Below are 26,339 nucleotides of genomic sequence, written 5' to 3'. Positions count from 1 at the left end.
TATGGAACATGCGACAACGAAGCCCTTCCTGAGAAGGCTTGGCTGGGCGGAGCTGCTGAAGCATGCGACGCTCATTATTACCTGCATCTTACTCTTCTTTCCTTTTCTCCTCATGCTGCAAATGTCGCTAAAAACGCAAAAGCAGATCATTTTCGAATTGTTCAAAATCAAAAGTCCGTTCCATTACGACAATTATGCGAAAGCCTTTCGCGAAATATGGCCGCTGGTCGGCAACAGCTTTATGATGGCCATCATCTCGGTCGTGCTGTCCGTGTTCTTGGCTTCGTTGGCCGGATACGCGTTTGCGCGTCTCCGCTTTCCGTTCAAAAACTTGCTGTTTGCTATCTTCTTCTTGAAGATGCTGATTCCCGGCGTTGCGAATTTGATCCCGTCGTACAAGCTGGCCTTGCATTTGGGGATTCTGGACACCTATCTGCCGGTCATCTTGTTCTGCGCCGGTACGACCATGCCGTTCTGGGTGTTCGTCATGCGTACCTTCATCGAGCAGCAGCCGAAGGAGCTCTTCGAGTCGATGCGGATCGACGGAGCGAAAGAGTGGAAGATCTTCAGCGAGCTTGCCTTTCCGTTGATGAGAGCGATGGTCGTATTGATGTCCATCAACGTGTTCACGTTTATTTGGAACGATTACATCTGGCCGCTCGTTACGATTCCGACGAATACCGCGCTGTATCCGATTACGCTTGGCTTGGCTCGCCTGGCGACGCTGTACAAAGGACAGCTGGGCGTCCTGACGGCAGGCTATACGCTGGCATGCATTCCGCTGTTGATACTCTTTATTTTTACGATGCGGCATTTCATTGACGGCCTGACGTCAGGCTCGGTGAAGATGTAACGGAGATGGAGGACGCGATGAACAAGGAAGCCCCTTTTTTAATACATGATTTAGACCGCCTGCGCGAGCGAGTGATTGAACGGGAACGTTCCTCTGATATGAACCGTCAGGATGGCAAGCTGTGGACGTTGATCAAGAACTGCGCGAGGACCGCGCCGGATCAATTTCCGTGGTTTACGCCTTTCGTCGCGTTAATGACCGAGGATGCGGAGGACATCCGGCGTGCCAAGAAGGTGCTGCTCGATTATGTGGCCAAGCTGGAGCCGATGAGCTTCTCATCCGGCCTTCAGTACCATTTCTGGTGCTTTGCCTTTCCGCATGCGAAGTGGTCGATGTACTTTCAGTGGCTCTGCACCATCGGCGCGTTCAGCAAAGACGAGGAGACGGAAATCCGGGAGACCTTAATCAGCTATCATTTCACCAACTTCTTCTTTGGCTTGCGCACGAAGCCGGAGCCGGAATGCATCGATAACCAGACGCTGTCGCTATGCCTCTCGACCGTCATGATCGGCTACCTGTTTGCGGCGGGGGAGAAGCCGTCCAGGATGGCGGAAAAAATGCTGGAGGAAGGGCTCAGACGCTTGCCCGGCATTATCGGCGGCATTCCTGCCTCCGGCTATACCGGAGAGGGCAGCTCTTACATGGACTGCGTAATCGGGCCAGCCATCCCGTTGGTCATCGAGCTGCTGGATCTTCTGACCGGCGAGAGGGACTTGTTTTGGAAGCCGTTCGCGCCGAATGATATCACGCCGGAGCAGATCCTCCGCATGACGGCAAGGGAGTGGATGCCCGGCGGGCTGCTTCTTCCTTGGGACAATTACGGTTACCAATACGGCGTCCGTGCTCCGATCGCCTATGCGCTGCGCCAAACCGGCGATGAATTGTACAAGCGTATCCTGCTTAAGGACGCCGTGTGGTCGTATGACATCGGCGTCGGCTGGGCTTACGATGATTTGGTCTGGAGCTTTATCTGGTGGCCGGAAGATGAAATGCTGGCGGAGAACATCAGCTTCGCTTGGTTCGAGCCGGATGTCGGCGGCGTATTGACGGCACAGGGGAACGATTTCTATCTCATGCAGATGTGGGACGAATCCGAGCCGGTCATTCCGACCCGCTCGCATGTGAACCCGAACGCCGTCCTGCTGAATGCGTATGGGGTCCCGTTAACGCTGGACGGCGCGATCGTGAACAGTCCGCGGTTTCAATTCAGCGACACGTGGCGCGAGACGGTTCACAGCGTCGGCGAGATCACGCGCTACAACTATGGGGACGGCTGCGGCGGCGCCCACTCCATCCTGCTTGTCGACGGATGGGAAGGTCTGCGGGCGAACGAGTCGTACCCGCAGCACTTTCCGCTGCGGCCGGATGAGCTGCAGGACGGGATAGGGGCCGATGTCACAGCGTTGTACCGGGAACGTTTTGAGGATGCCATTCAAGTACGCCGGCGCAGCTCGGTCGGCGCGGACCGCTTCTTTATCATCGAGGATCTGGCCTCATTCGGCGGGACGCATACATTCACGTCGCGTTTTGTACTCAGGCCGGGTGCCGTCGATACCGGGCTCGGATTCAAGATTCGAACGTCCGAGGGCGTAACCCTGCATTTGATCGATTTGGCCGGACAAACGACGGTGAAATCGGAATCGATCAAAGGCGCTATCTATTACTATCCAATGGACCCGGAAACGCTGCTTGTCGATTTCAATGGAGAATCGGGCAGCCGGTTGTTTATCGCCTTCATGTCCCGGGCGTTTAAAGCCGAAGAATTCGAGGCGGATTGGCAAGTCATCCATGATCCGTCGGAGACGCTCGATGTGGAGGAAGCACGGATAAAGCTCGCCTCGCCCGAAGCCGTCGTGCCGTTTCAATTACCCGCATACATGGAGTGTCCGCTGCCCATTGTGAAACGGTGGTGGTATTCGAAGACCGTCCGGAAGCAGCCGGGCAAAGCGTGGCTTCAGCTGCCGAGAGGGATGCACAATCCGAAATGCTGGATCGATGGACACGAGATCGAACTTTCCGGGTATCAGTCCCTGCTGCTCGCGCCGACGATTGCCGTGCCGCAGCAGCTTGAGGAGCGGCAGCAGGTTGAAGTGATTATCCGCTGCGACGTGCCGATCAGTCATTATGAAGGCAAAGGGGACGGAACCATGGGCCTAAACGGCGGCGTTGCCGTCTGCTATCCGTGCGAGGAAGAGATCGTGCTTGGCGCGACATTCGACGGTTCGGAGATTGCGGTCACGACGAATCAGAAGGAGTACCGCTGGCCTTACAAGCGGATGGGGGAATAGGAGATGAGTAGCTGCTACGAGCAAATGGAAGCTTGTTTCACGTGCAGTTCCGATGAATTGAAGAGGCTGGCCGTAGATCCGGAGTGGAGAGTCCGGTTCGCGGCCGCGGTTGCCATCGGAGAACGGCAGGATGCAGATTACATAGACGCGCTTGAAGAGATGCTGGCGATCGAGGATGCCCGTCCGTTGTTCACGCAGCCGGTAACCGAATTTGTGGGCGTGGATGGCGACACGAGCTTGGCCGAGCAGGTGAAGCCGTTTCAAGTGGTCTTCCCCGTGCCGGCCGATGAAGCCACGCAGGAAGCGTGGAAAACGAGGGGCCGGGTCAAGCAGGCGGTTCTGTTCGCCATCTATAGCATCGGAGAGGCTAATGAACGGCTAATCGACAAGCTGCACGGCTACATTCAGGATGCCAATCAGGATGCGACGGTGAAAGCGGCTGCGGTACGGGCGCTTGGGAAGGTGGGCGGCCCAAGCAGCCTCCCTTACTGTAAGGAAGCGGCGGCCTATGACGAGTGGTGTACGCGGGTCGAAGCGGTTAAAGCGATGGGAGTGCTGTCCAATGGCTAAGTCCATACGCGCCGCCATCGGCTCCACCTGCTCGAAGCCCGGCTTCTTAAACGACAACCTGGCACAAATCGCAGACTTGGCCGAGCGGGCGCAATGGAACGGCTGTCATTTTCTAGTGACGCCGGAGATGAGCGCTACCGGCTATGGCGGTTACCCGGAGGTTCTGGCGCTTGCAGAGGTGCCGGGAGAAGGCCGAATCTATGAATCGCTGGCTCGAATTGCCGGCGACGCAGGCGTGGTCGTCACGGCCGGCTACGTGGAAAACAATGGCGGAAGGCTGCATATCGCCCATTACGCGGTCTATCCGGACGGCCGGTTTGTCTCGCAGCGCAAGCATCGCGCAACGCCGGCCGAAGCGCCGCTGGAGCCGGGCGTCGCGCTGTATTATGACGATACCGAGGAAATCGGCCACGTGCCGCCCGGCATGGAGCATTTCATGACATTTACGATTAATGGCGTTCATTGCGCGATTGTCATTTGCGCGGACTTGGGCGTCCGGGACCTAAACGCCATTCTCCGGAGAGAAGGCGTCGAACTGGTCATGCTGCCTGTCGGAGCGGGCGGCGAGCGCAGCCAGCGGCTGTCGGCCGCCGAGCTGGAGACGGAAGAGGGCATCCGGAAGTATAAGGAGATGCTCCAGCGAAACAGCTTCCCCCAGAGCGGCGCCATCGAATGCTTGCAAAATAAGAGGGCCGTGCTAGCCGTCAATATGGGGGGCTTCGACGGGCGCAGCCGGTATCACGGCGGCTCGGGCAGCATCGTGTCCGCGCGCGGCGAGGTGCTGGCCTATATGCCGGATCAACCGATTATCGACTATCAGCAGCCATCCTTCGCTTGCGCGGAGCTGAATTTCTAGGGAGATGATACGAGTGTCGAACGTATTTACGGATGATCGATTGCTGGATTTCGGACCGCAGCGAAGCTACGGTCCTCAAGCGGCTTTGGCCGGGTTTCTGGTCGGGGGAATCGGTACGGGAACCTTTACCGTCGGCCAGCGGGGACAGCTGAAGGACTGGGAAATCTTTAACGGAGCAGGCAAAGGGAATTATTTGCCCAATACGTTCTTCGCGATACGCGTTCAAGAGGAAGGGGCTCCGGCTTCTGCCGCCGTATCCAAAGTGCTGGAAGGGCAGATCCTGCCTCCATATGATGGCTCGCATGGCTTCGTGGATTATAAAGTAGGCGGGATTCCGCGGTTTCAGCGTTCGGAGCTGAAAGGAGAGTATCCTTTCGTCCAGGTTCGGTTGTTCGATGACGAGCTCCCGATCGAAGTGACGATGGAAAGCTTCAATCCTTTGATTCCGCTGAATGCGGATGACTCCGGCATCCCGGCAGGCGTTATCCGCTATAAGGTGAAGAATACCTCCGGGCATGCGCTGAACGTTTCCGTCGTTGGCTCGCTGGCGAATTTCGCATCGCTGAAAGGCTATGACCGGCACACATGGGACTATTACCAAGCGGCCGACCGTCCGCATAACGAGTATCGGGACGGGGATAAGGTCAAAGGCTTGTTTTATCGCCCGGAAACGCTGCAAGAGGATGACTTCTACTACGGTACGATGGCTTTGATGACGGATGAGCAGGATGTGAGCTATAAACGCGCTTGGTTGAATGACGGCTGGTGGGACGGCCTGCAGGATTTCTGGGACGATTTCCGGGACGACGGCAGGCTGGAGCCGGAATCGGCCTACACGCAGAAGGAAGTGGATACGTCCGAGCCGGGCAATATCGGTTCTCTTGCCGTCCATAAGACGATCCCTGCGGGGGAAGAACGCACCTTCCAATTTCTGATCGGCTGGCATTTCCCGCATCGGGTGAAGAGCTGGACGAAGCGAATGTACGACACCGCGGTCAGAGGCAAGTGCACGCCCGACTTCGGCTGCTGCCCGCCGGAGGGTCAGCCTTATCCGTCTATTAAAAACCACTACGCCACCAAGTTCTCGGACGCCTGGGAGGCCGGGGAATACACGCTTACGCAGCTTGAACGGCTTGAAGGCCAGACGCGGCTGTTCCATCGATCGTTCTTTGGTTCGACGATGCCGAGCTATGTGCTGGATGCCGTTTCGGCCAACATCACGGTGTTGCGCAGCAATACGTGCTTCCGTCTGGAGGACGGCACGTTGATGGCCTTCGAAGGCTGCTTCGACGATGACGGCTGCTGCGAGGGGAACTGCTCGCATGTATGGAATTACGCGCAAACGGTCGCTTACTTGTTTCCCGAGCTGGAGCAGTCCATGCGGCGGCTGGAGTTTACGCTGGAATCCGAGGAAGACGGCAAAATGAACTTCCGAAGCTACAAGGTTTGGAATATGGGCGCGCATGGCCATGTTCCGGCGGCCGACGGACAGCTGGGCACGATCGTGCGGTTTTACCGGGAGTGGAAATTCAGCGGCGATCATGAGTTTCTGCGGGAACTGTGGCCGTCCGTCAAGCGGGCGCTGGACTATTCGATCCGGACATGGGATCAGGATGGGGACTGCGTCGCGGACAGCGATCAATTCGTGACCTACGATATTATGTTTAAAGGCCATAATTCGCTGGTAAGCTCTTTGTTCTATGCGGCGCTGAAGGCCGGAGCCGAGATGGCGCGCTTCATGGGCGACGAGCAAAGCGCGGCCGGCTACGAGCTTTACTTTAAACGCGGCAGCGCGGCCATGGATGAGATGCTTTGGAACGGAAGCTACTATATTCAGCAAATGGATGATGTAGACGAGTACCGCTACCAGTACGGAATAGGCTGCTTGTCCGATCAATTATTCGGTCAGACGCTTGCGCACCTGTGCGGACTCGGCTACGTGCTGCCGGAAGCTCATGTGAAGCAAGCGGTGCACGCTATTTTCACGCATAATTTCTTGCCTTCCTTTAAAAACCACCATAATACGCAGCGCACTTATGTATTGAATGAGGAGAGCGGATTGTTAATGTGCTCCTGGCCGGAAGGGGGCAGAACGCGGTTTCCTTTCCCATATTCCGACGAGGTATGGCCGGGCGTCGAATACCAGGTGGCGACTCATCTCATCTATGAAGGCTTCGTTAAAGAAGGGTTAACGCTCGTCAAGGCGGCACGCGACCGGCATGACGGCGTTCGCCGCAATCCGTGGAACGAGGTGGAGTGCGGGCATCATTACGCCCGGTCGATGGCGAGCTACGGCGTATTCGCGGCGCTGGCGGGTTTTGCCTTTGACATGGTCCGAGGCGTTGTTTCGTTCCGGCCTGCGATCGAGCTGGACCGGTTCGAATGCTTCTTCTCGACAGGCAAAGCATGGGGGACGTATACGCGACAGAAGGGCAAAGACGGAAGCATCTCCGAGCGCATCGACGTCCTTTATGGTGACGCCTCAAGCGTTACCCTCATTCCGCAAGAAACGAAGGTGAGCCCGGTATGAACCGAATTCGGCTGGCCGTTGTCGGGCTTAACTTTGGGTCGTGGATGATTGAGAACGAGCTCTTGTCCGACTTCGGCAAGGCTTATGTCGAGATCGCCGCAGTGTGCGATATTCAGCAGCAGAAGGCGGCGGAATGGGGAAGCAAGCTGTCGGTTCCGCATTACAGCTCGCTGGACGATTTGCTTGCAGCCACGGATGCGGACTTTGAAGCAGTCGCTTTGTTCTCCGGCCCGATCGGCCGGGCCGAACTGATCGAACGCGTTCTCGATGCGGGCAAGCATGTCATGACGACGAAGCCGTTCGAGATCGACAGCGAGAAAGCGCGGCGCGTACTGGAGAAAGCCCGTTCGCTCGGTCTAACGGTGCAATTGAATTCACCGTCTCCCGAGCTTCAAGGCGATCTGGCCCAAGTGCAATTGTGGAAGGAGCGCTATGACTTAGGCAGGCCGATTGCCTTCCGGGCGGAGACGACCTGCTCCTATCGCGAACAGCCGAACGGCTCCTGGTATGATGATCCGGCGCAATGCCCGGCTGCGCCTATCTTCCGGCTGGGCATATACTTAATCAATGACCTTGTCCGTTTCTTCGGCGATATCGAGGAAGCCAGCGTGCAGCAATCGCGCATCTTTACGGGACGACCGACGGCCGATAACGCGCAATTGAATCTCTTGTTCAAGAACGGTGCGCTCGGCAACGTGTTCGCGTCGTTCTGCATAGACGACCAGCAGTATTACAAATGCGCGTTCACGCTCAATTTCGAGCGCGGCACGGTTTACCGAAACATCGGACCTCGGCTGAACGACGGCGGAGAAAAGCTGAACCGGCTGGAAGTGGTGGCCGTTCAGGACGGCCGTCAAGTGACGGATGCGTATGAAGCGGAATCGGCCGAAGGTTACCAGTGGGATGTGTTCTACAGAACGGTACGAGGCGAACGGACGGATCCGCTCTCCTACGATGCGGATATCGTGGCCGGCATTCGGATTATCGAGCAGATGAAGCGGCAAGCCGGCGATGCGGGAGTGATTCGGGGATGAAGAAGGTCAGAGTTGCGTTGTACGGCCATAACGGTCATCAAGTAGGCGCTCAGCTTTCCGATATCCCGGAGGCGGAGCTGGCGGCGATATGCTGCATTCCGGCCGGGCAGACGACGTTCGACGAAGGGGGAGCTGCCCGCTATGACAGGCTGGAGCAGCTCTTAGACCGCGATGATATCGACGTGATCTCCATCTGCTCGCCGCTTCGCGGTACGCAATTTCATGACATTAAAGATGCGCTGATGGCCGGCAAACATGTTTATGCGGAGAAGCCGCTCGTTATGGAGGAAACGCAGCTGAACGAGCTGCTGGAGCTGGCGGCATCCAAACGGCTGCGGCTGCGCGAGATGGCTTCGACCGCGTACGAGTCGCCCTATGACGAGATTAGAGAGCTGGTTGCATCGGGCATGATCGGCCAAGTCATACAAGTGTCCGCGCAGAAATCGTATCCATATGCGGACTGGAGACCGCAGGATGAACGGATCGACGGCGGCTTGCTGCTGCAGGTCGGCATCCACGCCGTACGATGGGTCGAGCAGGTCGCGCTGCAGCGGATCCAGGCGGTATCCGCACTGCAAACCAAGGCGGGCAACCCGGTGTCGCATGGCGGGCTGCATATGGCCGCAAGCCTGCATATGCGGTTGGAGAACGGCGGCATTGCCCAAGCGTCGATGAACTACTTGAACCGATCCGGCTCGGGGGTTTGGGGAAACGACCAGCTGCGGATCTTCGGTACAAAGGGTTATATCGAGTGCTTGGACGGCGGCCGGCAGGTCCGCATCGTGAATGATGAAGGCATCGCGAATATCGAGCCTTCGCCGGATAGACGGCTGTCCCATTTTCATTCGTTTATTATGGAAGTCAGCGGTCAATCCATAGCGCTCCTGCCCGTGGAAACGGAAGCAAGAGCGCTTCGGGTCATTCTGGGAGCAAGAGAATCAGCTGAGCGGCAAGGGGAGTTTATTGATGTATAGACGCGTTTTTTCGGATCAGGCGACAGAGACGGCTTTTCTGCTAGGCGGAATCGGAACGGGCAACATCTCGATCGGCTCGCGCGGCCAATTCAAGGATGCGGAGCTGTTTAACAAGCCGGGGAAAGGGAACGTGCTTCCCTATTTCTTCTTTACCATCTATATCAAGGACGCCAAGGGGAAGGTCGTGACCCGCGTGCTGGAGAGCGAGCTGAAGCCTCCTTTCACCCGCACGCACGGCTATTGGACAAAAGAAGCGGCAGGGCTGCCGCGGCTGAAATCCGCGCAGCTGTGGGCGAATTATCCTTATGTCCATGTTGAATTCGAAGATCCGGAGCTGCCTGTCAAGGTGGCTCTTGAGGCATATCCCCCATTTATTCCGCTCAATTTGAAAGACTCATCGCTGCCGTGCTTTTCGATTCGCTATAAGGTCATCAATCATGGCAATGAGCCGGTTGAAGTAACGGTGACCGGCAATTTGCCGAACGTGGCGGGAGCGGCGCATTTCGAGAAGGAACGATGGGAGTCCATCCGCTATGCCGCACCCGGTATCAGCGAATTCAGAACGGATTCGGAGCAGCGATTCAGCGGGCTTTGGTACTATACGGAGCTGCCCGATTCGCATCACCACAAAGGCTCTCTCTGCTTAGTTACGGGAGAACGGCAGGTTACGTATACCCGCAAGTGGCTGAATCGCGGCAATTGGGACGGTCTGGAGCAATTTTGGCGGGATTTGAGCGAGGACGGCCGGCTGGAGCCGGAGCCCGAATACTCGGCCAAGCAGCTTCCGCCCGAAAGGGAGGAATATATCGGTTCGCTTGGCCTCTATAAAACGATTGAGCCTCATGCGGAGGAAGCCTTCGAGTTCGTGATGGCCTGGCATTATCCGAACCGGAGCAAGGGCTGGGGCTCGGATTGGCCGGTTACGAATGAAGACGGGACGCCTGCGGTTGTAAGAAACCACTATGCCAAGTCGTTTGCCGACGCCTGGGAGGTCGCTTCGTATTTCTATAAGGAGCGGCAGCGGCTGGCGCTTTACTCAAGCGCGTTTGCCGAGGCGCTATACGGCTCTACGCTGCCGGGCGAATCCATTGACGCGATTGCCAGCAACATTACCGTGCTGCGCAGCCCGACCTGCTTCGTTCTGGAGGATGGCACGTTCCTCACGTGGGAGGGCTGCTTCGCATCGGAGGGCTGCTGCGAGGGGAGCTGCACGCATGTTTGGAACTACGCCCAGACGGCTGCCTTCTTATATCCCGAGCTGGAGCATTCGCTGCGGAGAACGGAGCTGCTGCTCGAAACCGACGAGGAAGGCAGAATGGCGTTCCGCACGCATCAGGTCTTCGGCCTGCCGAAGTGGGACTACCATCCCGCGGCTGACGGCCAGTTAGGCGTAATCATCCGGTTGTACCGCGATTGGAAGCTGTCGGGCGACAGCGGCCTTCTTGCCGGGCTCTGGCCCAAAGCGGTTCAGGCGCTTGAATTCGCGTTCAAGTATTGGGATTCCGATGGGGACTTCGTGCTCGACAGCGAACAGCATAACACGTACGACATCGAATTTTACGGACCGAATTCGCTCGTGAACTCCTTGTTCTTTACGGCGTTAAAAGCCGCCTCGGAGATGGCCCGCAGCATGGGAGACCAACAGCTGGCGGAGCGGTACGAGCAAGCTTTCGCGCAGGGCTCTCGCCGAATGGACGAATGGCTGTGGAACGGGGAAGGTTACGTTCAGTCGATCGCCAACGCCGACGATTATTTGTACCAGTATGGCGAGGGTTGTTTATCCGATCAAGTATTCGGCCAGATGCTCGCCCATTTAACGGGGCTTGGCTATATTTTGCCGGAAGAGCATGTCAAGAAAGCCATTCACGCGGTCTACCGCCATAACTTTAAAGCCGATATGAGCACCCATTTGAATGTACAGCGTTCCTACGCGCTTCCCGGCGAACGCGGCCTGGTGCTCTGCAGCTGGCCGCAGGGCGGCAGGCCGCGCCAGCCGTTCATCTACAGCGACGAGGTTTGGACGGGCGTCGAATATCAAGCGGCGTCTCATCTGATCGAGGAAGGCTATGTGGAGGAAGGCATCGAAATTGTCCGGGCCATTCGGGACCGCTACGACGGCAGGCACCGCAATCCGTTCGACGAAACGGAAACCGGCAGCCATTACGTGCGATCGATGGCTAGCTGGATGCTGCTGACTTCGTTATCCGGCTACCGCTACGATCTCGGCAATGGCTGGATCGGCTTCGACCCGAAGGTGAACCAAGCGGACTTCTCCTGCTTCTTCAGCCATTCCAAGGGCTGGGGCATCTACAGGCAGAAGCTGAACGCTGAAGGCGAGCTCGTACGGAATCTCGAAACGCTATACGGCACAAGCGAAGGAATCGAGGTGAGAGGCGGCGCATGATCCGATTATCGAATGACCAGATCGAGGTACGGCTGGATACACCGGGAGAGCACTATAAGGGTACGCGATTCGACCGTTCCGCTTATCTGTATGCCATTAGCTGCAATGAGATCTCGTTTGCTGCCCATGAGTTTCCGGATCGGCCGATCGGAACCGGCGGCGCCGGACTCTGCTCCGAGTTTGCCCCGTTGGGCTTCGAGGAAACCGAGATCGGAGACTGGTTCGTCAAACCCGGCGTCGGCTTATTGAAGAAGGAGTCGGAAAGCTATATTTTCCACAAGCAATATGAGTGTCTTCCGGATGCGTTCGAGGTGGTGCAGCATGGCCCGGCATCGGTTACCCTGAGTTCGGACGGCCAAGAAGCGGACGGCCGCCGACTGCGGATCTCGCGAACGTTTACGCTGACCGGTGATGGCGTTGTCATCGACTATACGCTCGTTAACCTGGGCTCCAAAACGATCCATACCGAGGAGTACGTCCATAATTTCATCGCCATTCAGCAGCAGCCGATCGGGTCCGGATATTCGTTTCAAATGGACGCGGCCGTGGATTCCGATAGGCTGCCTCCTTTCATACAAGAAGCTGACGGACAGCTTCGATTTACGGATGCTCCGAAGGAGCCCTTCTATTTTCGGGCGGAGCCGGCTGCCGGGGATGACGACGTATTTGAACTCTGCATCCATTATGAGGACATCGGCGGCTTCCTGGAAATCGACTGGTTCGTGCCTTCCAAGGTAGCCGTATGGGGATGTCCCCATGCGCTCAGCGTGGAATCGTTCAATAGCATAGAATTGCAGCCCGGCGAGCGGATCGAGTACCGCCGCGAATTTAAGCTGGCGTGCACGCCTGCCCATACAAGATGACCGAAGGAGAGCGCGAACGATGAACGAGAAGCTGGAGGATCGCCAGAGCAACCATCGCTTATGGTACCGCAAACCGGCCACCTGTTGGGGCGAAAGCCTTCCGCTTGGGAATGGCCGGCTGGGAGCGATGGTTTACGGCGGCGTGGAGAAGGAAACGATTCAGTTCAATGAGGAGTCCATCTATTCGGGTCAAAGGCAGGATGCGGATAATCCGGACTGCCTGACCCATTTGCAGGAAATCCGCGAGAAGCTGTTTGCGCGCAACTATTGGGAAGCGGAAGAGCTGTGCAAAAAGGTTTTGATCTGCAGAGGGGATGGCGCGCCTGAAGTCGGAGGCAGCCGGCTTGACTACGGCACGTTCGAGACGGCGGGCGAATTGGAGCTCGATTTCGGCACGGTGGAGCACTACGCCGGCTATGAACGCCAGCTCGCGCTAAGACAGGGGATCGTCAGCTCCGGGTATAAGCGGGATACCTACCGCTTTACGGAACGGATGCATCCGTTTGCGCACGAAACCTTTATTCCGGCCGAGGAAGACGTGATCGTGACGCGCATTCATTGCGCGGCCCCGGGCTCCGTTACGCTGAACGCAGCACTGAAGCGGGGCGGAGATGCGCATACCTTAACGGTCGAGGATCAAGAGCTGGTGCTGCGGGCCGTATTGTATGGCGGGCTGTCGTTCTGCGTTCGTACGCGGGTCATGGCGAGCGGGGGAACGGTGGAACTGCATCGCGGCCGGATCGAGGTAATAGGCGCGGATGAAGTCATTCTGCTGACCGCCATCCGTTCGTCTTACTGGGGCGAGGACCCGGATGCATCGACGAAGCGTGATTTGGAGAGGGCCGGCCTTATGTTCGATTACACTGAGATAAAGCACAGGCATGAGCATGAATTCGCCAGCTTCTACGATCGCTGCGACATCGACTTCTCTTCCGGCTTAGGTGACCGGCTTCCGACCGATGCCCGGCTGCAGCTCGTGTCGGAGGGGCAGGCGGACATCGGCTTGGAAAACCTGTTCTTTCGCTACGGCCGCTATTTGCTCATCGCAAGCTCGAAGGCGCCGGGGAGGATGCCCGCTAACCTGCAGGGCATCTGGTGCAAGGATATTAACCCGCGCTGGAATTGCGATTGGCATCTGAACATCAATTTGCAGATGAATTATTGGCCGGCGTTGATGACCAACTTGGCGGACTGCCATCTGCCTTTATTTTGGCTAATCGAGCGATTGGCGGAGTCGGGAAGGAAAACGGCTGCCGTTCATTACGGGGCACCAGGCTGGGTCGTCCATACGCTGACCAATCCGTGGTTCTTCACGTCCCCCGGCCAAGACCCTTCTTGGGGCTCCTACCCTGGCGCGACGGGCTGGCTATGCGCCCATATCATGGAGCATTTCCGCTTCGAGGGCGATCGGGAGCTGTTCCTGAAGCTCTATCCGCTCATCCGGGAAGCAACCGAATTTTATATGCATTTTCTATGTGCCGATCCCGTTACCGGCTACCTCGTCACGGCGCCGTCCAACTCGCCGGAGAACCGCTTCTATGACCAAGAAGGACGTTCGCTGGCGATCTGCATGGGACCGACCATGGATACCCAGCTGCTGATCGAGCTGTTCGATTCCGTTATCGAAATGAGAGAGGTAACCGGCGAAAGCCCGGAATGGCTGGAGCGGGTCAAGCAAACGAAGGACCGTCTGCCTCCCATGCGCATCCTCCCTGACGGGCGGCTGGCGGAATGGATGGAGGATTTCGGCGAACCGGAGCCGGGGCACAGGCATATCGCCCATCTCTACGGTCTGCATCCTGCGGGCATCATTACGCCGGACGGGACGCCCGAGCTGGCGGCCGCAGCCGAAAGATCGCTGGAGTATCGGCTGGCGCACGGCGGCGGACAAACCGGCTGGAGCCGAGCGTGGCTCGCTTGCTTCTACGCCCGGCTGTTCAAGGGAGACGAGGCGCAGTTCCATGTGAAGCATATGCTCGCCAATAACGTGCTGCCGAATTTGTTCGATATTCATCCGCCTTTTCAAATCGACGGCAACTTCGGCGTCACGGCCATGATGGCCGAGCTGCTCGTGCAGTCGCAAGGCGGCATCGTTCGGCTGCTCCCGGCGCTGCCCGCGGAATGGCGGAGCGGCTCCGCCCAAGGCCTGCGCGTGCGCGGCTCCGTTACGGTTGATCTGGCATGGGAGCAGGGAGAACTGCGTGATGCCGTAATGACGGCTGACCGGAATTGCAGCATTCAATGGAGCTGTGCAGGGCAGATGCGGGCCGTCACGCTGTCCGCATCGGAGCGGACCGTTATTTTCGCGGGTTCGAAGTAGCATGGAGAAATCGCGGCTTATCATCTACATCGTTGTCTGCTTCATTGCAAGCGTTCATCTTGGCGTGGTTATTCCGCTCTTTGCCTTCATCTCGCACGATCTGAAGCTATCGTCCGCGCTTGCGGGCGTCGTAGCCGCGATGCTGCCGCTTGGCGGACTGACCGTTAATTTCTTCTCGGAGCGCGTCGTTCGCCGAATCGGTTTCCAGCGTACGATGCTGATCGGGATCCTGCTGCAGATCGTGCTGCTGCTTGCGCTTATTGCGGCTCCTTATTCCATAGCGTTATGGATCGTCGTCCGCTATCTGCTCGGCATGTCCTTCAGTCTGATCTTCATGCCTCCGCAGGTGTCGATCGGAATCGAGCTGAAGACGAGGAAAGCGTTCTTCGTCAGCATGCTGGGCGTCGTGTTCGGCTTAGGTTTGACCGCCGGGCCGCTGCTCACGAATCTGAAAGCGGTCGATGTCCGGCTGCCGTTAATTGCGGTTGTCGTGCTGTATGTCGGCATCCTGGCCGCGGTGATGCAAATCCGGAATACGTTCTTGCCGGCGAGCGATCATCACGCAGGCTCCGTTTCGAGACTTCGCATTCTGAAACGAATCTGGGTTGCGATGCTGCCGGCCATACTGTTCGGATTTTGCGAAATCTGCTTAACCGCCATCTTCCCGATGGAGGCCCGCGACAGAGGCTTCAGCGAGGCGCAAACGTCGTTAATCTTATCTTTGTTTCCGCTGTCCGCGCTTGCGGGCCAGCTTCCCGCAGCCATGCTGAGCGACAAATTCGGCCCGCGAAAAATAGCCCCTTATCTATATGCGGGAGCGGCTGCGGCATTCGTGCTGCCGTTCCTCCATTACTCGTTCGTCAGCCTGCTCGCGGCAAGCATCATGTGCGGGCTCATGATTGGGCACGGCTATTATTTCTCCGTCTCTTACGTGAATGCGATGACCGACAAGGACACGGTCGTCCGGGCCAATATCCTGATTGAAGCGTCCTATAACCTGTTTACGGTCGTAGTTCCGCTGGCAGTAGGCGTTTACTTGCAGCAGGCCGGCTCGACGACGGTCTTTATGCCGCTGCTGGCGTTTTCCGCCATGGCCTTGGCCGCCCACTTCGTATCGCAAATTCGTTTCCGTTATTGAGAATTCCGTTCCGATCTTCATAAGATTATTGCCCTTCGGTTGAGCTAAAATCTACTCAATAGTTTGCAATTACGAAGGGAGTAAATGGACATGAGCGAGCGCAAAATCGGGATCATTATGAACGGAGTAAGCGGAAGGATGGGCACGAATCAGCACTTGATCCGTTCCATTCTGGCGATTAGGCAGCAAGGCGGCGTCAAGCTGGAGAACGGCGTAACCATCATGCCTGACCCTATTCTGGTCGGGCGCAGCGAAGCGAAGCTGAAAGCATTGGCGGCGGCGCACGGCATCGCTCGCTGGAGCACCAACCTGGATGAATGCTTGGCGGATGCGAACAACGAAATTTACTTCGATTCGCAGACGACCGTGCTGCGGGCGGAAAGCATGCGCAAAGCCATTGCGGCCGGGAAGCATCTGTATTGCGAGAAGCCGACGGCGTCCACGCTGGAGGAGGCGCTGGAGCTTGCCCGGCTGGCCAATGAGGCTGGTCTGAAGAACGGCGTCGTGCAAGACAAACTGTTTCTTCCGGGGGTTCTCAAGCTGAAACGGCTGGTGGATTCCGGCTTCTTCGGACGCATCCTTTCGGTGAGGATCGAGTTCGGCTATTGGGTGTTCGAGGGCGATTGGCAAGCGGGGCAGCGTCCGTCCTGGAATTACCGCCAGGAAGACGGCGGCGGCATCATCGTGGATATGTTTGCCCACTGGCGTTACGTGCTCGATAATCTGTTCGGTAACGTCAAATCGGTGTCCTGCCTCGGCACCACGCATATTCCTAAGCGATGGGACGAGAAGGGGCAGCCCTATACGTGTACCGCGGACGACGCCGCATACGGGACGTTCGAGCTGGAAGGCGGCATTATCGCGCAGGTCAATTCTTCGTGGGCGGTGCGCGTCGACCGCGAAGATCTGCTCAACATTCAAGTGGACGGAACGGAGGGCAGCGCTGCCGCCGGTTTACGTGAATGCAAGGTGCAGCACCGGGTCAATACGCCGAAGCCGGTATGGAATCCGGATGTCGCCAACCCCTTCCGCTTCCGGGAGCAGTGGGAAACGGTACCGGACAACCAAATTTTCGATAATGGCTTCAAGGTGCAGTGGGAGCTGTTCCTGAAGCATGTCGTCGGGGACGCGCCATTCCGCTGGGATCTCATGGAAGGGGCGAAGGGAACGCAGCTGGCCGAGCTTGGCCTTCTGTCGTGGAAAGAACGGCGCTGGATCGACGTGCCGGATTTGGAGGGCTGCCGATGAGCCTGGAACTTCGACTCCCTCGCGCCGGCGGGGCGATGATGACCTACAAGCCGGGCAAAGGCAGCGCATTCGAGCTGCCGAGCAAGCCATTGCAGAGCCGCATCGCATACTCCGCGGCCCATGTGGTATGCAATCCGTTAACGACGACAGAGCCGCTGCATGCCGGACAGATCGACTGGGAATCTACGCTTGCCTACCGTAGATATCTGTGGTCGCTCGGACTTTCCGTCGCCGAAGCGATGGATACCGCCCAGCGCGGCATGGGGCTGGATTGGCCGAGGGCTCAGGAGCTCATCCGCCGTTCCATCATTGAAAGCCGCGCCGTGCATGGCCGGCTTGCCTGCGGGGCGGGTACCGACCATCTGGCGCCGGGGCCTAAGGTCACTCTTGCCGATGTTGAAGCCGCCTATGAAGAGCAGTGCTCCTTCATCGAAGGGCATGGCGGGCGGATCATTCTCATGGCCAGCCGCGCCTTGGCTGCTTGCGCAACAAGCCCGGAAGACTACGAGCGCGTGTACGGCACGATCTTGCGCCAAGTCAAAGAGCCCGTTATTCTGCATTGGCTGGGCGATATGTTCGACCCTGCGCTGTCCGGATATTGGGGCTTCAAGGACACGGAGGCTGCCATGGACGTGTGCCTGCGCATTATCCATAATCATGCGGACAAGGTGGACGGCATCAAAATTTCGCTGCTTGATGCGGGCAAAGAGATTCAAATGCGCAGGAGGCTGCCGGCCAACGTGAAGATGTATACGGGAGACGACTTCAACTATCCCGAGCTGATTCGCGGTGACGAGCACGGCTACAGCCATGCGCTGCTCGGCATCTTCGACGCCATCGCGCCGGCAGCGGCGGCTGCGATCCACGCCTTGGACGAAGGCGACTATTCGCGGTACAGCGCGATTCTCGACAAGACGGTCCCTTTGTCGCGGCATATTTTCCAAGCCCCCACTTATGCGTATAAAACCGGGGTCGTGTTCATGGCTTACCTGAATGGCCACCAATCCCATTTCCGGATGATAGGCGCAGCGGAGGGAGCGCGCTCCATCTCGCATCTTGCCGAACTCTTCGTGCTGGCCGACCAGGCGGGGCTGCTGGCCGATCCGGAGCTGGCCGCACAGCGGATGAAGCCGGTGCTTGCGCTGGCCGGCATCAATTAGGAGGATGAGCAGCCTATGCAGCTGACGACTTGCGAACGGTTGAGCTTGAACCAAATTACGAAGGATCCCTGGAGCCTGAAGGAAGCGGTTGAAGGCTGCCTGCGGGCGGAAATTCCCTCGATTGCGATCTGGCGCCATAAGCTGAATGAGATCGGTCTGGCGGAAAGCAAGCGAATCATACGGGACAGCGGTCTGAAGGTATCCAGCCTGTGCCGGGGAGGGATGTTCGCCGCGTCAACCGCCGAGGAGCGCGGCCGGCGTCTCGACGATAACCGCCGTGCCGTAGAGGAGGCGGCCGAGCTGGGTACGGATGTGCTCGTGCTTGTTTGCGGACCGGCGCCGGACCGGGATATCGACAGTGCCCGCAAATGGGTGGCGGAAGGAATCGATCGGCTGGTCCCGTTCGCCGAGTCCTGCGGCATCAAGCTGGGGATCGAGCCGCTTCATCCGATGTACGCCGCCGAGCGTTCCGTCATCGTGACGCTTGACCATGCCAATACGCTCGCTGAGCGTTATAGGCCGGATCAGGTCGGTGTCATCGTCGATGTATTCCATGTCTGGTGGGATCCGGATTTATACCGGCAAATCGACCGTGCCAAGGGGCGGATCTTGGGGTATCACGTATCGGATTGGATCGTGCCGACGCCGGATCTCTTGATGGGCCGGGGAATGATGGGGGACGGCGTGATCGAGCTGCGGCGAATCCGGGGGGCGGTCGAAGAGGCGGGGTATGCGGGGACGATCGAGGTTGAAATCTTTAATCGGACGCTATGGGATCTTCCCGGCGATGAATTATTATCCCTCATAAAGACCCGATATACGGAGCATGTATAATAAACGGCCGGATAAGGATATTCCCCCTTGTCCGGCTGTTTGTCTGTTTATTTTTTAATCCTAACCGGATTGTAAATGTGATAAACTAACCGCAATACCGAACATCCCGGGGGTGGCAGCGCTGGTCTTCCTGAAACGTTTGGCTTCGCTTTCGATTTTGCCCAAGCTTGTCCTCACTTTCCTTGTTACGCTTGTTCCTCTTTACATCATCAGCTGGAAAATGAATGAGACCGGCTCATCCCATATCCAGAAGGAAATTACCGATTCCTTAGTCTCCCGTACTTCTCTATATATGAACATGCTGGAGTTCGACATCGACAGCGCCATTCGGCAGCTGCAGGAAGTAGTCAATGACGACGACCTGCTTAAGCTGACGTCATCCTCCGAGGTGATGAGCGAAATTGAAAAAATGCAGTCGCAGCTACGGCTCAAGAGCCGGCTGGACGCGCTGAAGAAATCCAGCAAATTCGTGGAGAACGCCATCGCGTTCATTCCCGCCATGGACCGTACCATATCGGCTAATACCAATATTATCGGAGCTTTCGACGAAGAGCAGTTTATCGCGCTTACGAAATCGACTAATCGTTTCGAATCTCCCTTCCTGCTGTGGAAGGACCGGATCTTCATCAGCATTCCCTATCCCGACCCTGCCATTTCGAGCAGGCAGAGCCCGGTATTCCTGCTAGCCATTGAGATTTCGCGCCGCGAGCTGGGCATGGTGCTGCAGGAGTTTACGAACGATGGCGGCCATACGGCGCTGGTCGGCAGCAAGCAGTCCTTTATCATTACCGGGGGCGCAGGTACGGTGGTGGACGAAGCGCTTATTCATGATTTTCAGCAGGAGGACGAGGCCGCGGAAGAAGGGAAGCTTCAGACGGTCGAGTGGAAGGATGAGTCGTATTTGGTCGTCTCCAACCATTCGCACAGCCTGGATATGACGCTGCTCATGTATGTGCCCGACAGCAAGGTCAACTCACCTCTGCAAGTCTATCGATTCTGGTTCTACGTACTATCGGGGGTATCCGTCTTCCTTATTCTGCTGTTTTCCTACAGCATCTATCTCATTATTCACCAGCCGCTCAAACGGCTTGTCCGCTCCTTCCGGCGCATCGAGCAGGGGCAGTTCAATTTGGAGGTGCACTATCCGCTGCAGGATGAGTTCGGCTACTTGTACGGGCAGTTCAACGGCATGGTGAAGCAGCTCGACAAGCTTGTCCATGAGGTGTACGAGCAGCAATACTTGGCCCGGCTCGCGGAACTGAGGCATTTGCAGTCGCAGATCAATCCGCATTTTCTGTATAACAGCTATTTTATTTTGTACCGAATGGCTCAGCAGCGGGATCATGACAACGTCATCTATTTCACGAAACATCTGGGCGAATATTTTCAGTACATTACGCGCGACGGCTCGGACGAAGTGCCGCTGGCCAACGAAATCCACCATGCCCGCACCTATGCGGAAATTCAATCGATCCGCTTCTCTGAGCGGATAATGGTGGAGTTCGAGGAAGTGCCCGAGGAACTGCGCGACTTTCCGGTACCGCGTCTCATCGTGCAGCCGATTATTGAAAACGCCTACAACCACGGTTTGGAGAACAAGCGCAGGGGCGGGCTCATTACGGTCGAATTCAGCCGAAAGCCGGGGGCCATCGAAATTTCGATCACCGACAATGGCGACAACATGGATGAAGAGAAGGTGCGCGAGCTGCAGACGAGCTTGCTCGACAAAGCGCAGCCTACGGAGCATACCGGTCTGCTGAACGTGCACCGGCGCATCATTATCAAGTATGGAGGCGGCGGCCTGACGCTCGGTCTAGGCGAGGAACGGGGCTTGAAGGTGACGATGACGATTCCGAGGGAGGCGCTTGCGCAGCATGAACCGCTTATTGATTGTGGATGACGAGAAATTCACGGTTGACGGCTTATATGAAATGATTGAGGACACACCGGGTCTGGAGCTGGATATTTACCGCGCTTACTCGCCGGAGGAAGCGCTGGAATGGCTGTCCCGGACGAAGATCGATATTGTGCTGAGCGACGTTCGGATGCCGGGCATGACGGGACTTGAGCTGCAGCAGCGCATCGTGGCGCAGTGGCCGCGCTGCAAGATCATCTTTCTAACGGGCATTCACAACCTGGAAACCGCGCAGCTTGCCATTCGGACAGGCTCGATCGACTACATTCTAAAAACCGAAGGCGATGAAGCGATCATTCGCAGCATCCGAAAGGCGATCGAAAGCTTGGCGGCCGAATCGGAGAGCCGCCAATTCATGCTGCAGGCGAAGGAACGGATGAGCCGGGCGCTGCCGCTGCTGCACCGGGATTGGCTGATGGAAGTGCTGGAGCTTCATGGTACGCATCCGCCCGTAACGGAGGAGAAGCTGCGGGAGCTGCACATTCCGCTGCATGGCGGTCTGCCCGTCATGCCGATTATCGGGCGCATCGACCGATGGGGCGACGAAGGCTATCAGGACCGGGCTTTGCTTCTATACGCCGTCCAAAATATCGCTACCGAGTACTACGGCTCCCTCACTGCGTTTACGGCAAGTCTGGACATGCATCATGTTGTCATCCTGCTGCAGCCTGCCCGCGATGCGGACCCGGACCGATGGCGAGAAGCGGTCAGCTTCGCGCAGGGCACAATGGAATCCATCCAGCAGACCTGCGGCAAGCTGCTCAAGCTGCCGGTCTCGCTGATTTGCGCTTCGAAACCCGCCGCATGGGAGCAGCTGCCGCGCGTTTATGAACAGATGAAGAAGCGGCTTCTTGTCGGCCTTGGCTCAAAAGACCGGATGCTGCTCATTCTGGATGAACGCGAGGAGAGCGGTCAGCCGCATGCCTCGCTTCCTTCGCTTCGAACAATGACGGCCCAGCTGGAACGGCTGCTGGAGGACGGAACCGAGGAGGAGTTTTCGGAGACTATCAAGCATTACACCGCGCTCCCCAATCAATTTGCCGATTACGCTCTCGTCTATTATATGGTTGCCAATCTGCTGCTTAGCCAGCTGTCGCAGATCGGGGAATCACGAGGCGGGTCTGGTTCAGAGGATGGATTCGGCACGGACATCGATACGCTGATGAATCTCTCCGCCCATCAAACCCGTGAGTCCGCCCTGCGCTATCTGCTTAAGACGGCAGCATCTATCTATGCAAGGCGCAAGTCCATGCAACATGAACGGACCCATCAGATCATCACGAAGCTGCAGCAGTATATCCGCGGCAACCTCGGCGGCGATCTGTCGCTGACCAGCCTATCCGAAATCGTGTATTTGAACCCTGCCTATCTGTCGGTGCTCTATAAGCAGCAGACCGGGACCAACCTGTCGGAGTACATTGCCGAACTGCGCCTGGAGAAGGCGAAGGAGCTGCTGACGGATACGCCGCTCAAGATCCATGAGATCGCGGATCGGGTCGGCTTTGAGACATCGGGCTATTTTATCCGCTTCTTCAAGAAACGGATTCAGCTCACGCCGCAGGAGTACCGGGTCAGGGAATAGCACGATCTAAACAAGAGATTACGAATCTATAAATTGTCACATAGTGAGTGAAAGCGGTACCATTCTATACTGAAAAGGAAGGATGCTTGTAAAAATAAAAGGGAGGCTACAGGAATGCGAAAGCCATTCAAATGGACTGCGGTTCTGCTCATGACTTTTATTTTCGTATTTGTAACCGCTTGCGGAAATGGCGGAAACAACAAGAACACTTCCGATTCCACGGGGAATGACAAGACCAACACAACGACGAACACCGCCACGAATGAAGGCAATGCGGCGACGAACGAGGAGCCGGCACCTGCGACGGAGGCTGATCCTTACTTCGGCAAGTACGATCCGGCGATCGACGTGACAAGCGTACGCATCATTAACGACACCTTCAAATTCATGGAAGGCCAAACGATTGAAGACAACATGTGGACAAAGCTGCTCTCAGAGAAGCTTGGCATTAATGTCAAATACGACTGGGTCGTCAGCGGCGACCAGCCGGGCGGCCAAGGCGAGCAGAAAATGAACGTCTCCATCGCTTCCGGCGATCTGCCGGAACTCATTCCGGTCAACGCCAAGCAGCTGAAGCAGCTGCAGGAAGCCGATGAGCTGGAGGATCTGACGGCGATTTACGAGAAATACGCTTCTCCTTTCCTGAAGGAGATTCTTAATCAAGACGGTCCGGCCGCGCTTGCGTCCGCCACATTCGACGGCAAGCTGATGGCGATTCCGAATACCGGCTCTTCCATGGACGGAGCGGCTATGATCTGGATTCGCAAAGATTGGCTCGACAAGCTCGGTTTGCAGCCGCCGCAAACGATGGCCGACGTGCTGGCGATCTCCGATGCGTTCACGACGCAAGATCCGGACGGCAACGGCAAAGCGGACACCTACGGCATCGCGATGAATAAAGACTTGTACGGCGGTTTCGCGGATATTACGGGTATTATGAACAGCTACCACGCGTATCCGAAATCCTGGATCAAGGACGCCAGCGGCAACCTGGTGTACGGCTCCATTCAGCCCGAGATGAAGACGGCCCTGGGCGTACTGCAAGAGCTGTACAAAAAAGGCCAAATCGACAAAGAGTTCGGCGTTAAAGACGGCGGTAAAGAAGCGGAATTGACGGCTTCGGGCAAAATCGGCATGCAGTTCGGCCAAATGTGGAACCCGTTGTGGCCGCTGGTCGACAACAAGAAGAACGACGGTAACGCAGAGTGGCAGTCGTATCCGCTCGTTTCCGTTGACGATAAGCCTGTAACGCCGCAGGTCGGCTTCTCGACCGGACAATATTTTGCCGTGAAGAAGGGCGCTGCTCATCCGGAAGCGCTGCTGAAGATGATCAACCTGTTCGTAGAAACCGGCTGGGGCGAAACGACGACGCCTGAGAACTATGCGGCGTACTTCACCGGCGACGGCTTCGAGAAGTTCAAGATGATGCCGTTCCAAGCATGGCCAGCGCGCAAAAACCTGGATATCCACCTTCACGTCTCCGCTGCTCTCGACAGCAAAGACACGTCCAGCCTGAATCCGGAAGAGAAGGATAACCATGACAAACTCCTCTCCTGGATGGACGGCTCCAGCAAAGAGCCGCTGAACTGGGCCTATGAGCGCGTATTCGGCAAGGAAGGCTCGTTTAAGGTCATTAACCAGTATGTGAGCGGCAATATGCTGCAGCTGACAGGCTTCTACGGCGCTCCAACGCCTGCGATGGTCGAGAAGGAATCAAACCTGCAGAAGAGAGAGCTCGAGACGTTCACGAAGATCATCATGGGCGACTCGCTCGATACGTTCGATAAATTCGTCGAAGAGTGGAAGAAGCTTGGCGGCGATGAGATTACGCAAGAAGTGAACGAGTGGGCGAAGAACCAGTAAGCGGACCGGATTGTGATTGCATGGCGGGGGAAGCGGCGTCTTCCCCCGTTTTATTGAACTCGAATGCGCTTCGGGGCAGGGAGGGAACGCTTTGAAAAAATGGGCCGGGCAGCTTCCGCTGCACCTGATGATATTACCGGGACTCATCCTCATTCTTGTTTACAGCTACGGGCCGATGTTCGGCTTCATTATCGCTTTTGAGAAGTTCACGCCCGCGAAGGGCATCTTCGGCTCTAAATGGGCCGGATTGGACAACTTCCGCTATGTGTTGGAAATGCCGGAATCGGGCCGGATCATCCTTAACACGATCTATATTGCGATCATGAAGATCATCGTGGGCCTAATCGCGCCGATCATTACCGCCTTGCTGCTGAACGAGGTGCGCAAGGAATTGTTCAAACGCGGGATTCAGACGATTATTTATTTGCCGCACTTCCTGTCGTGGATTATTCTCGGGGGCATTCTGATCGACATTTTGTCGCCGACAAGCGGGATCGTCAATCAAGTGCTGGGCTGGTTCGGCGTGGAGCCGATTTATTTTCTCGGGGACAACAGCTGGTTCCGCTATGTGCTGGTTGCCACGGATACGTGGAAGGAGTTCGGGTTTAATACCATCGTTTATTTAGCGGCCTTAACGAGCATTAACCCGACGCTTTACGAAGCGGCGATCGTGGACGGCGCGGGCAGATGGAAGCAGACGCTGCACGTGACCTTGCCGGGGATGGCATCGATCATCGTCTTGTTAATGACTTTAAGCTTAGGAAATGTGCTGAACGCCGGGTTTGACCAGGTGTTTAATTTATATAGCCCGCAGGTGTACGAGACCGGGGATATTATCGACACCTTCGTGTACCGCATCGGCCTGATCGACGCGCAGTACGGGGTTGCGACGGCGGTAGGGATCTTCAAGTCGGTCGTCTCGCTCATCTTTATTTCGACGTCGTATTATCTGGCGTACCGTTTCGCCAAATATCGTATTTTCTGATGGGAGGAGTGAGCGGGGATGCTGGAGCATTACACGTTAAGCCGACGAGTGTTCTTATCCTTTAACTATGTCTTTCTAGCCTGCCTTGGCGTTCTTTGCATACTGCCGATCATTCACGTGCTCGCGATATCGTTCAGCTCAAGCGCCGCAGCCCAGGCCGGTTACGTGAAGCTGTGGCCGGTTGAATTCACGATGAGCTCGTATGACTATGTCATGAAAAAGCCGGCGTTCTTCAAGTCCATACTCGTGACGCTGAAGAGGGTCGGCATCGGGGTGCCGTTCAATATGCTGCTCACCGTGCTGATCGCATATCCGCTGGCGAAGGAAGCGAAGAAGTTCGCGTTTCGGACCGTGTACGCTTGGGTGTTCGTCGTGACGATCCTGTTCAGCGGCGGCTTGATCCCGTTGTACATGACGATCAAGTATACCGGCATCATGGATTCGGTTTGGGCGATGGTATTGCCCGGCGCGGTGCCGGTCTTTAACGTCATTCTGCTGCTGAACTTCTTCCGCGGCCTGCCGAAGGAGCTTGAGGAAGCTGCATTCATCGATGGCGCAGGGCACTGGACGACGTTGTGGAAGGTGTTCATTCCGTTATCGCTGCCGGCACTGGCGACGATTACGCTATTCGCTACCGTCAACCACTGGAACTCCTGGTTCGACGGGTTGATTTTCATGAACTCGCCGGACCATTATCCGCTTCAGAGCTATCTGCAGACGGTCGTCATCAACCGCGACTTGACGCTGATGTCCTCGGCGGACATGAAGTCGCTGACCGAGGTCAATGACCGCACGGCCAAAGCGGCGCAGATTTTCCTCGGCGCTTTGCCGATTTTGTTGGTGTATCCGTTCCTGCAGCGGTTCTTTATGAAGGGGATCGTGCTGGGGAGCGTAAAGGAGTAGGATTGGGATTGGGGAAGGG

Annotated in this window: 19 protein-coding genes; all 19 read left to right on the top strand. The window is 56.8% G+C overall.

Features of this window, described 5'->3' with window-relative positions; all coding sequences use genetic code 11:
- Position 1: 1 nt before the first annotated feature.
- The 19 genes from DL346_RS21295 (at position 2) to DL346_RS21205 (ending at position 26,320) form a co-directional block, all read left to right on the top strand.
- A complete protein-coding gene (locus DL346_RS21295) occupies positions 2-853 on the top strand; it encodes a carbohydrate ABC transporter permease (RefSeq protein ID WP_112884387.1) in 852 nt (283 codons plus the stop codon).
- A 17-nt stretch (positions 854-870) separates the two neighbouring features.
- The gene (locus tag DL346_RS21290; RefSeq protein WP_133257554.1) at positions 871-3,141 is read left to right on the top strand and encodes a hypothetical protein; all 2,271 of its coding nucleotides are present in this window, start codon (positions 871-873) and stop codon (positions 3,139-3,141) included.
- A 3-nt stretch (positions 3,142-3,144) separates the two neighbouring features.
- Entirely contained in the window at positions 3,145-3,711 is a 567-nt protein-coding gene (locus DL346_RS21285) for a HEAT repeat domain-containing protein (protein ID WP_112884385.1), read from the top strand.
- Positions 3,704-4,567: a carbon-nitrogen hydrolase family protein gene (locus DL346_RS21280; RefSeq protein WP_165822612.1), complete on the top strand. Its 864-nt coding sequence runs from the start codon at positions 3,704-3,706 to the stop codon at positions 4,565-4,567. Before DL346_RS21285 ends, DL346_RS21280 begins: the two co-directional genes overlap by 8 nt.
- A 13-nt stretch (positions 4,568-4,580) precedes the next feature.
- On the top strand, positions 4,581-7,097 hold the full coding sequence (locus DL346_RS21275; protein ID WP_165822611.1) for a GH116 family glycosyl-hydrolase: 2,517 nt from the start codon (positions 4,581-4,583) through the stop codon (positions 7,095-7,097).
- Positions 7,094-8,131: a Gfo/Idh/MocA family protein gene (locus DL346_RS21270; protein ID WP_112884382.1), complete on the top strand. Its 1,038-nt coding sequence runs from the start codon at positions 7,094-7,096 to the stop codon at positions 8,129-8,131. Before DL346_RS21275 ends, DL346_RS21270 begins: the two co-directional genes overlap by 4 nt.
- The gene (locus DL346_RS21265) at positions 8,128-9,105 is read left to right on the top strand and encodes a Gfo/Idh/MocA family protein (RefSeq protein ID WP_112884381.1); all 978 of its coding nucleotides are present in this window, start codon (positions 8,128-8,130) and stop codon (positions 9,103-9,105) included. The genes DL346_RS21270 and DL346_RS21265 overlap by 4 nt, the downstream gene beginning before the upstream one ends.
- On the top strand, positions 9,098-11,509 hold the full coding sequence (locus DL346_RS21260) for a GH116 family glycosyl-hydrolase (RefSeq protein WP_112884380.1): 2,412 nt from the start codon (positions 9,098-9,100) through the stop codon (positions 11,507-11,509). The genes DL346_RS21265 and DL346_RS21260 overlap by 8 nt, the downstream gene beginning before the upstream one ends.
- On the top strand, positions 11,506-12,372 hold the full coding sequence (locus tag DL346_RS21255; RefSeq protein WP_112884379.1) for a hypothetical protein: 867 nt from the start codon (positions 11,506-11,508) through the stop codon (positions 12,370-12,372). The genes DL346_RS21260 and DL346_RS21255 overlap by 4 nt, the downstream gene beginning before the upstream one ends.
- A 19-nt stretch (positions 12,373-12,391) precedes the next feature.
- Positions 12,392-14,692 carry a glycoside hydrolase family 95 protein gene (locus tag DL346_RS21250; protein ID WP_112884378.1) on the top strand — a complete coding sequence of 767 codons (2,301 nt, stop codon included), beginning with the start codon at positions 12,392-12,394 and terminating at the stop codon, positions 14,690-14,692.
- Position 14,693: 1 nt separating this feature from the next.
- Positions 14,694-15,830, top strand: coding sequence for an MFS transporter (locus DL346_RS21245; protein ID WP_165822610.1), 1,137 nt, complete (start codon positions 14,694-14,696; stop codon positions 15,828-15,830).
- Positions 15,831-15,920: 90 nt separating this feature from the next.
- The gene (locus DL346_RS21240; protein WP_112884376.1) at positions 15,921-17,078 is read left to right on the top strand and encodes a Gfo/Idh/MocA family protein; all 1,158 of its coding nucleotides are present in this window, start codon (positions 15,921-15,923) and stop codon (positions 17,076-17,078) included.
- Positions 17,075-18,238, top strand: a complete 1,164-nt coding sequence (locus tag DL346_RS21235; RefSeq protein WP_112884375.1) for a dihydrodipicolinate synthase family protein — start codon at positions 17,075-17,077, stop codon at positions 18,236-18,238. Before DL346_RS21240 ends, DL346_RS21235 begins: the two co-directional genes overlap by 4 nt.
- Before the next feature lie 15 nt (positions 18,239-18,253).
- The gene (locus DL346_RS21230) at positions 18,254-19,072 is read left to right on the top strand and encodes a sugar phosphate isomerase/epimerase family protein (RefSeq protein WP_112884374.1); all 819 of its coding nucleotides are present in this window, start codon (positions 18,254-18,256) and stop codon (positions 19,070-19,072) included.
- A 112-nt stretch (positions 19,073-19,184) separates the two neighbouring features.
- The gene (locus DL346_RS21225; RefSeq protein ID WP_133257553.1) at positions 19,185-20,972 is read left to right on the top strand and encodes a sensor histidine kinase; all 1,788 of its coding nucleotides are present in this window, start codon (positions 19,185-19,187) and stop codon (positions 20,970-20,972) included.
- The gene (locus tag DL346_RS21220; RefSeq protein ID WP_112884372.1) at positions 20,947-22,569 is read left to right on the top strand and encodes a response regulator; all 1,623 of its coding nucleotides are present in this window, start codon (positions 20,947-20,949) and stop codon (positions 22,567-22,569) included. Before DL346_RS21225 ends, DL346_RS21220 begins: the two co-directional genes overlap by 26 nt.
- A 114-nt stretch (positions 22,570-22,683) precedes the next feature.
- Positions 22,684-24,432 (top strand): extracellular solute-binding protein, encoded by a 1,749-nt coding sequence (locus tag DL346_RS21215; RefSeq protein WP_240633339.1) that lies wholly within the window; start codon positions 22,684-22,686, stop codon positions 24,430-24,432.
- A gap of 127 nt (positions 24,433-24,559) precedes the next feature.
- The gene (locus DL346_RS21210) at positions 24,560-25,417 is read left to right on the top strand and encodes an ABC transporter permease (RefSeq protein ID WP_112884655.1); all 858 of its coding nucleotides are present in this window, start codon (positions 24,560-24,562) and stop codon (positions 25,415-25,417) included.
- An 18-nt stretch (positions 25,418-25,435) separates the two neighbouring features.
- Positions 25,436-26,320: a carbohydrate ABC transporter permease gene (locus tag DL346_RS21205; RefSeq protein WP_112884371.1), complete on the top strand. Its 885-nt coding sequence runs from the start codon at positions 25,436-25,438 to the stop codon at positions 26,318-26,320.
- The last annotated feature ends 19 nt before the right edge of the window (positions 26,321-26,339 follow it).

This window comes from Paenibacillus montanisoli (assembly GCF_003268025.1).
GTDB classification, from domain to species: Bacteria; Bacillota; Bacilli; order Paenibacillales; family Paenibacillaceae; genus Paenibacillus_Z; species Paenibacillus_Z montanisoli.
This window is presented reverse-complemented; position numbering and strand designations above follow the sequence as displayed.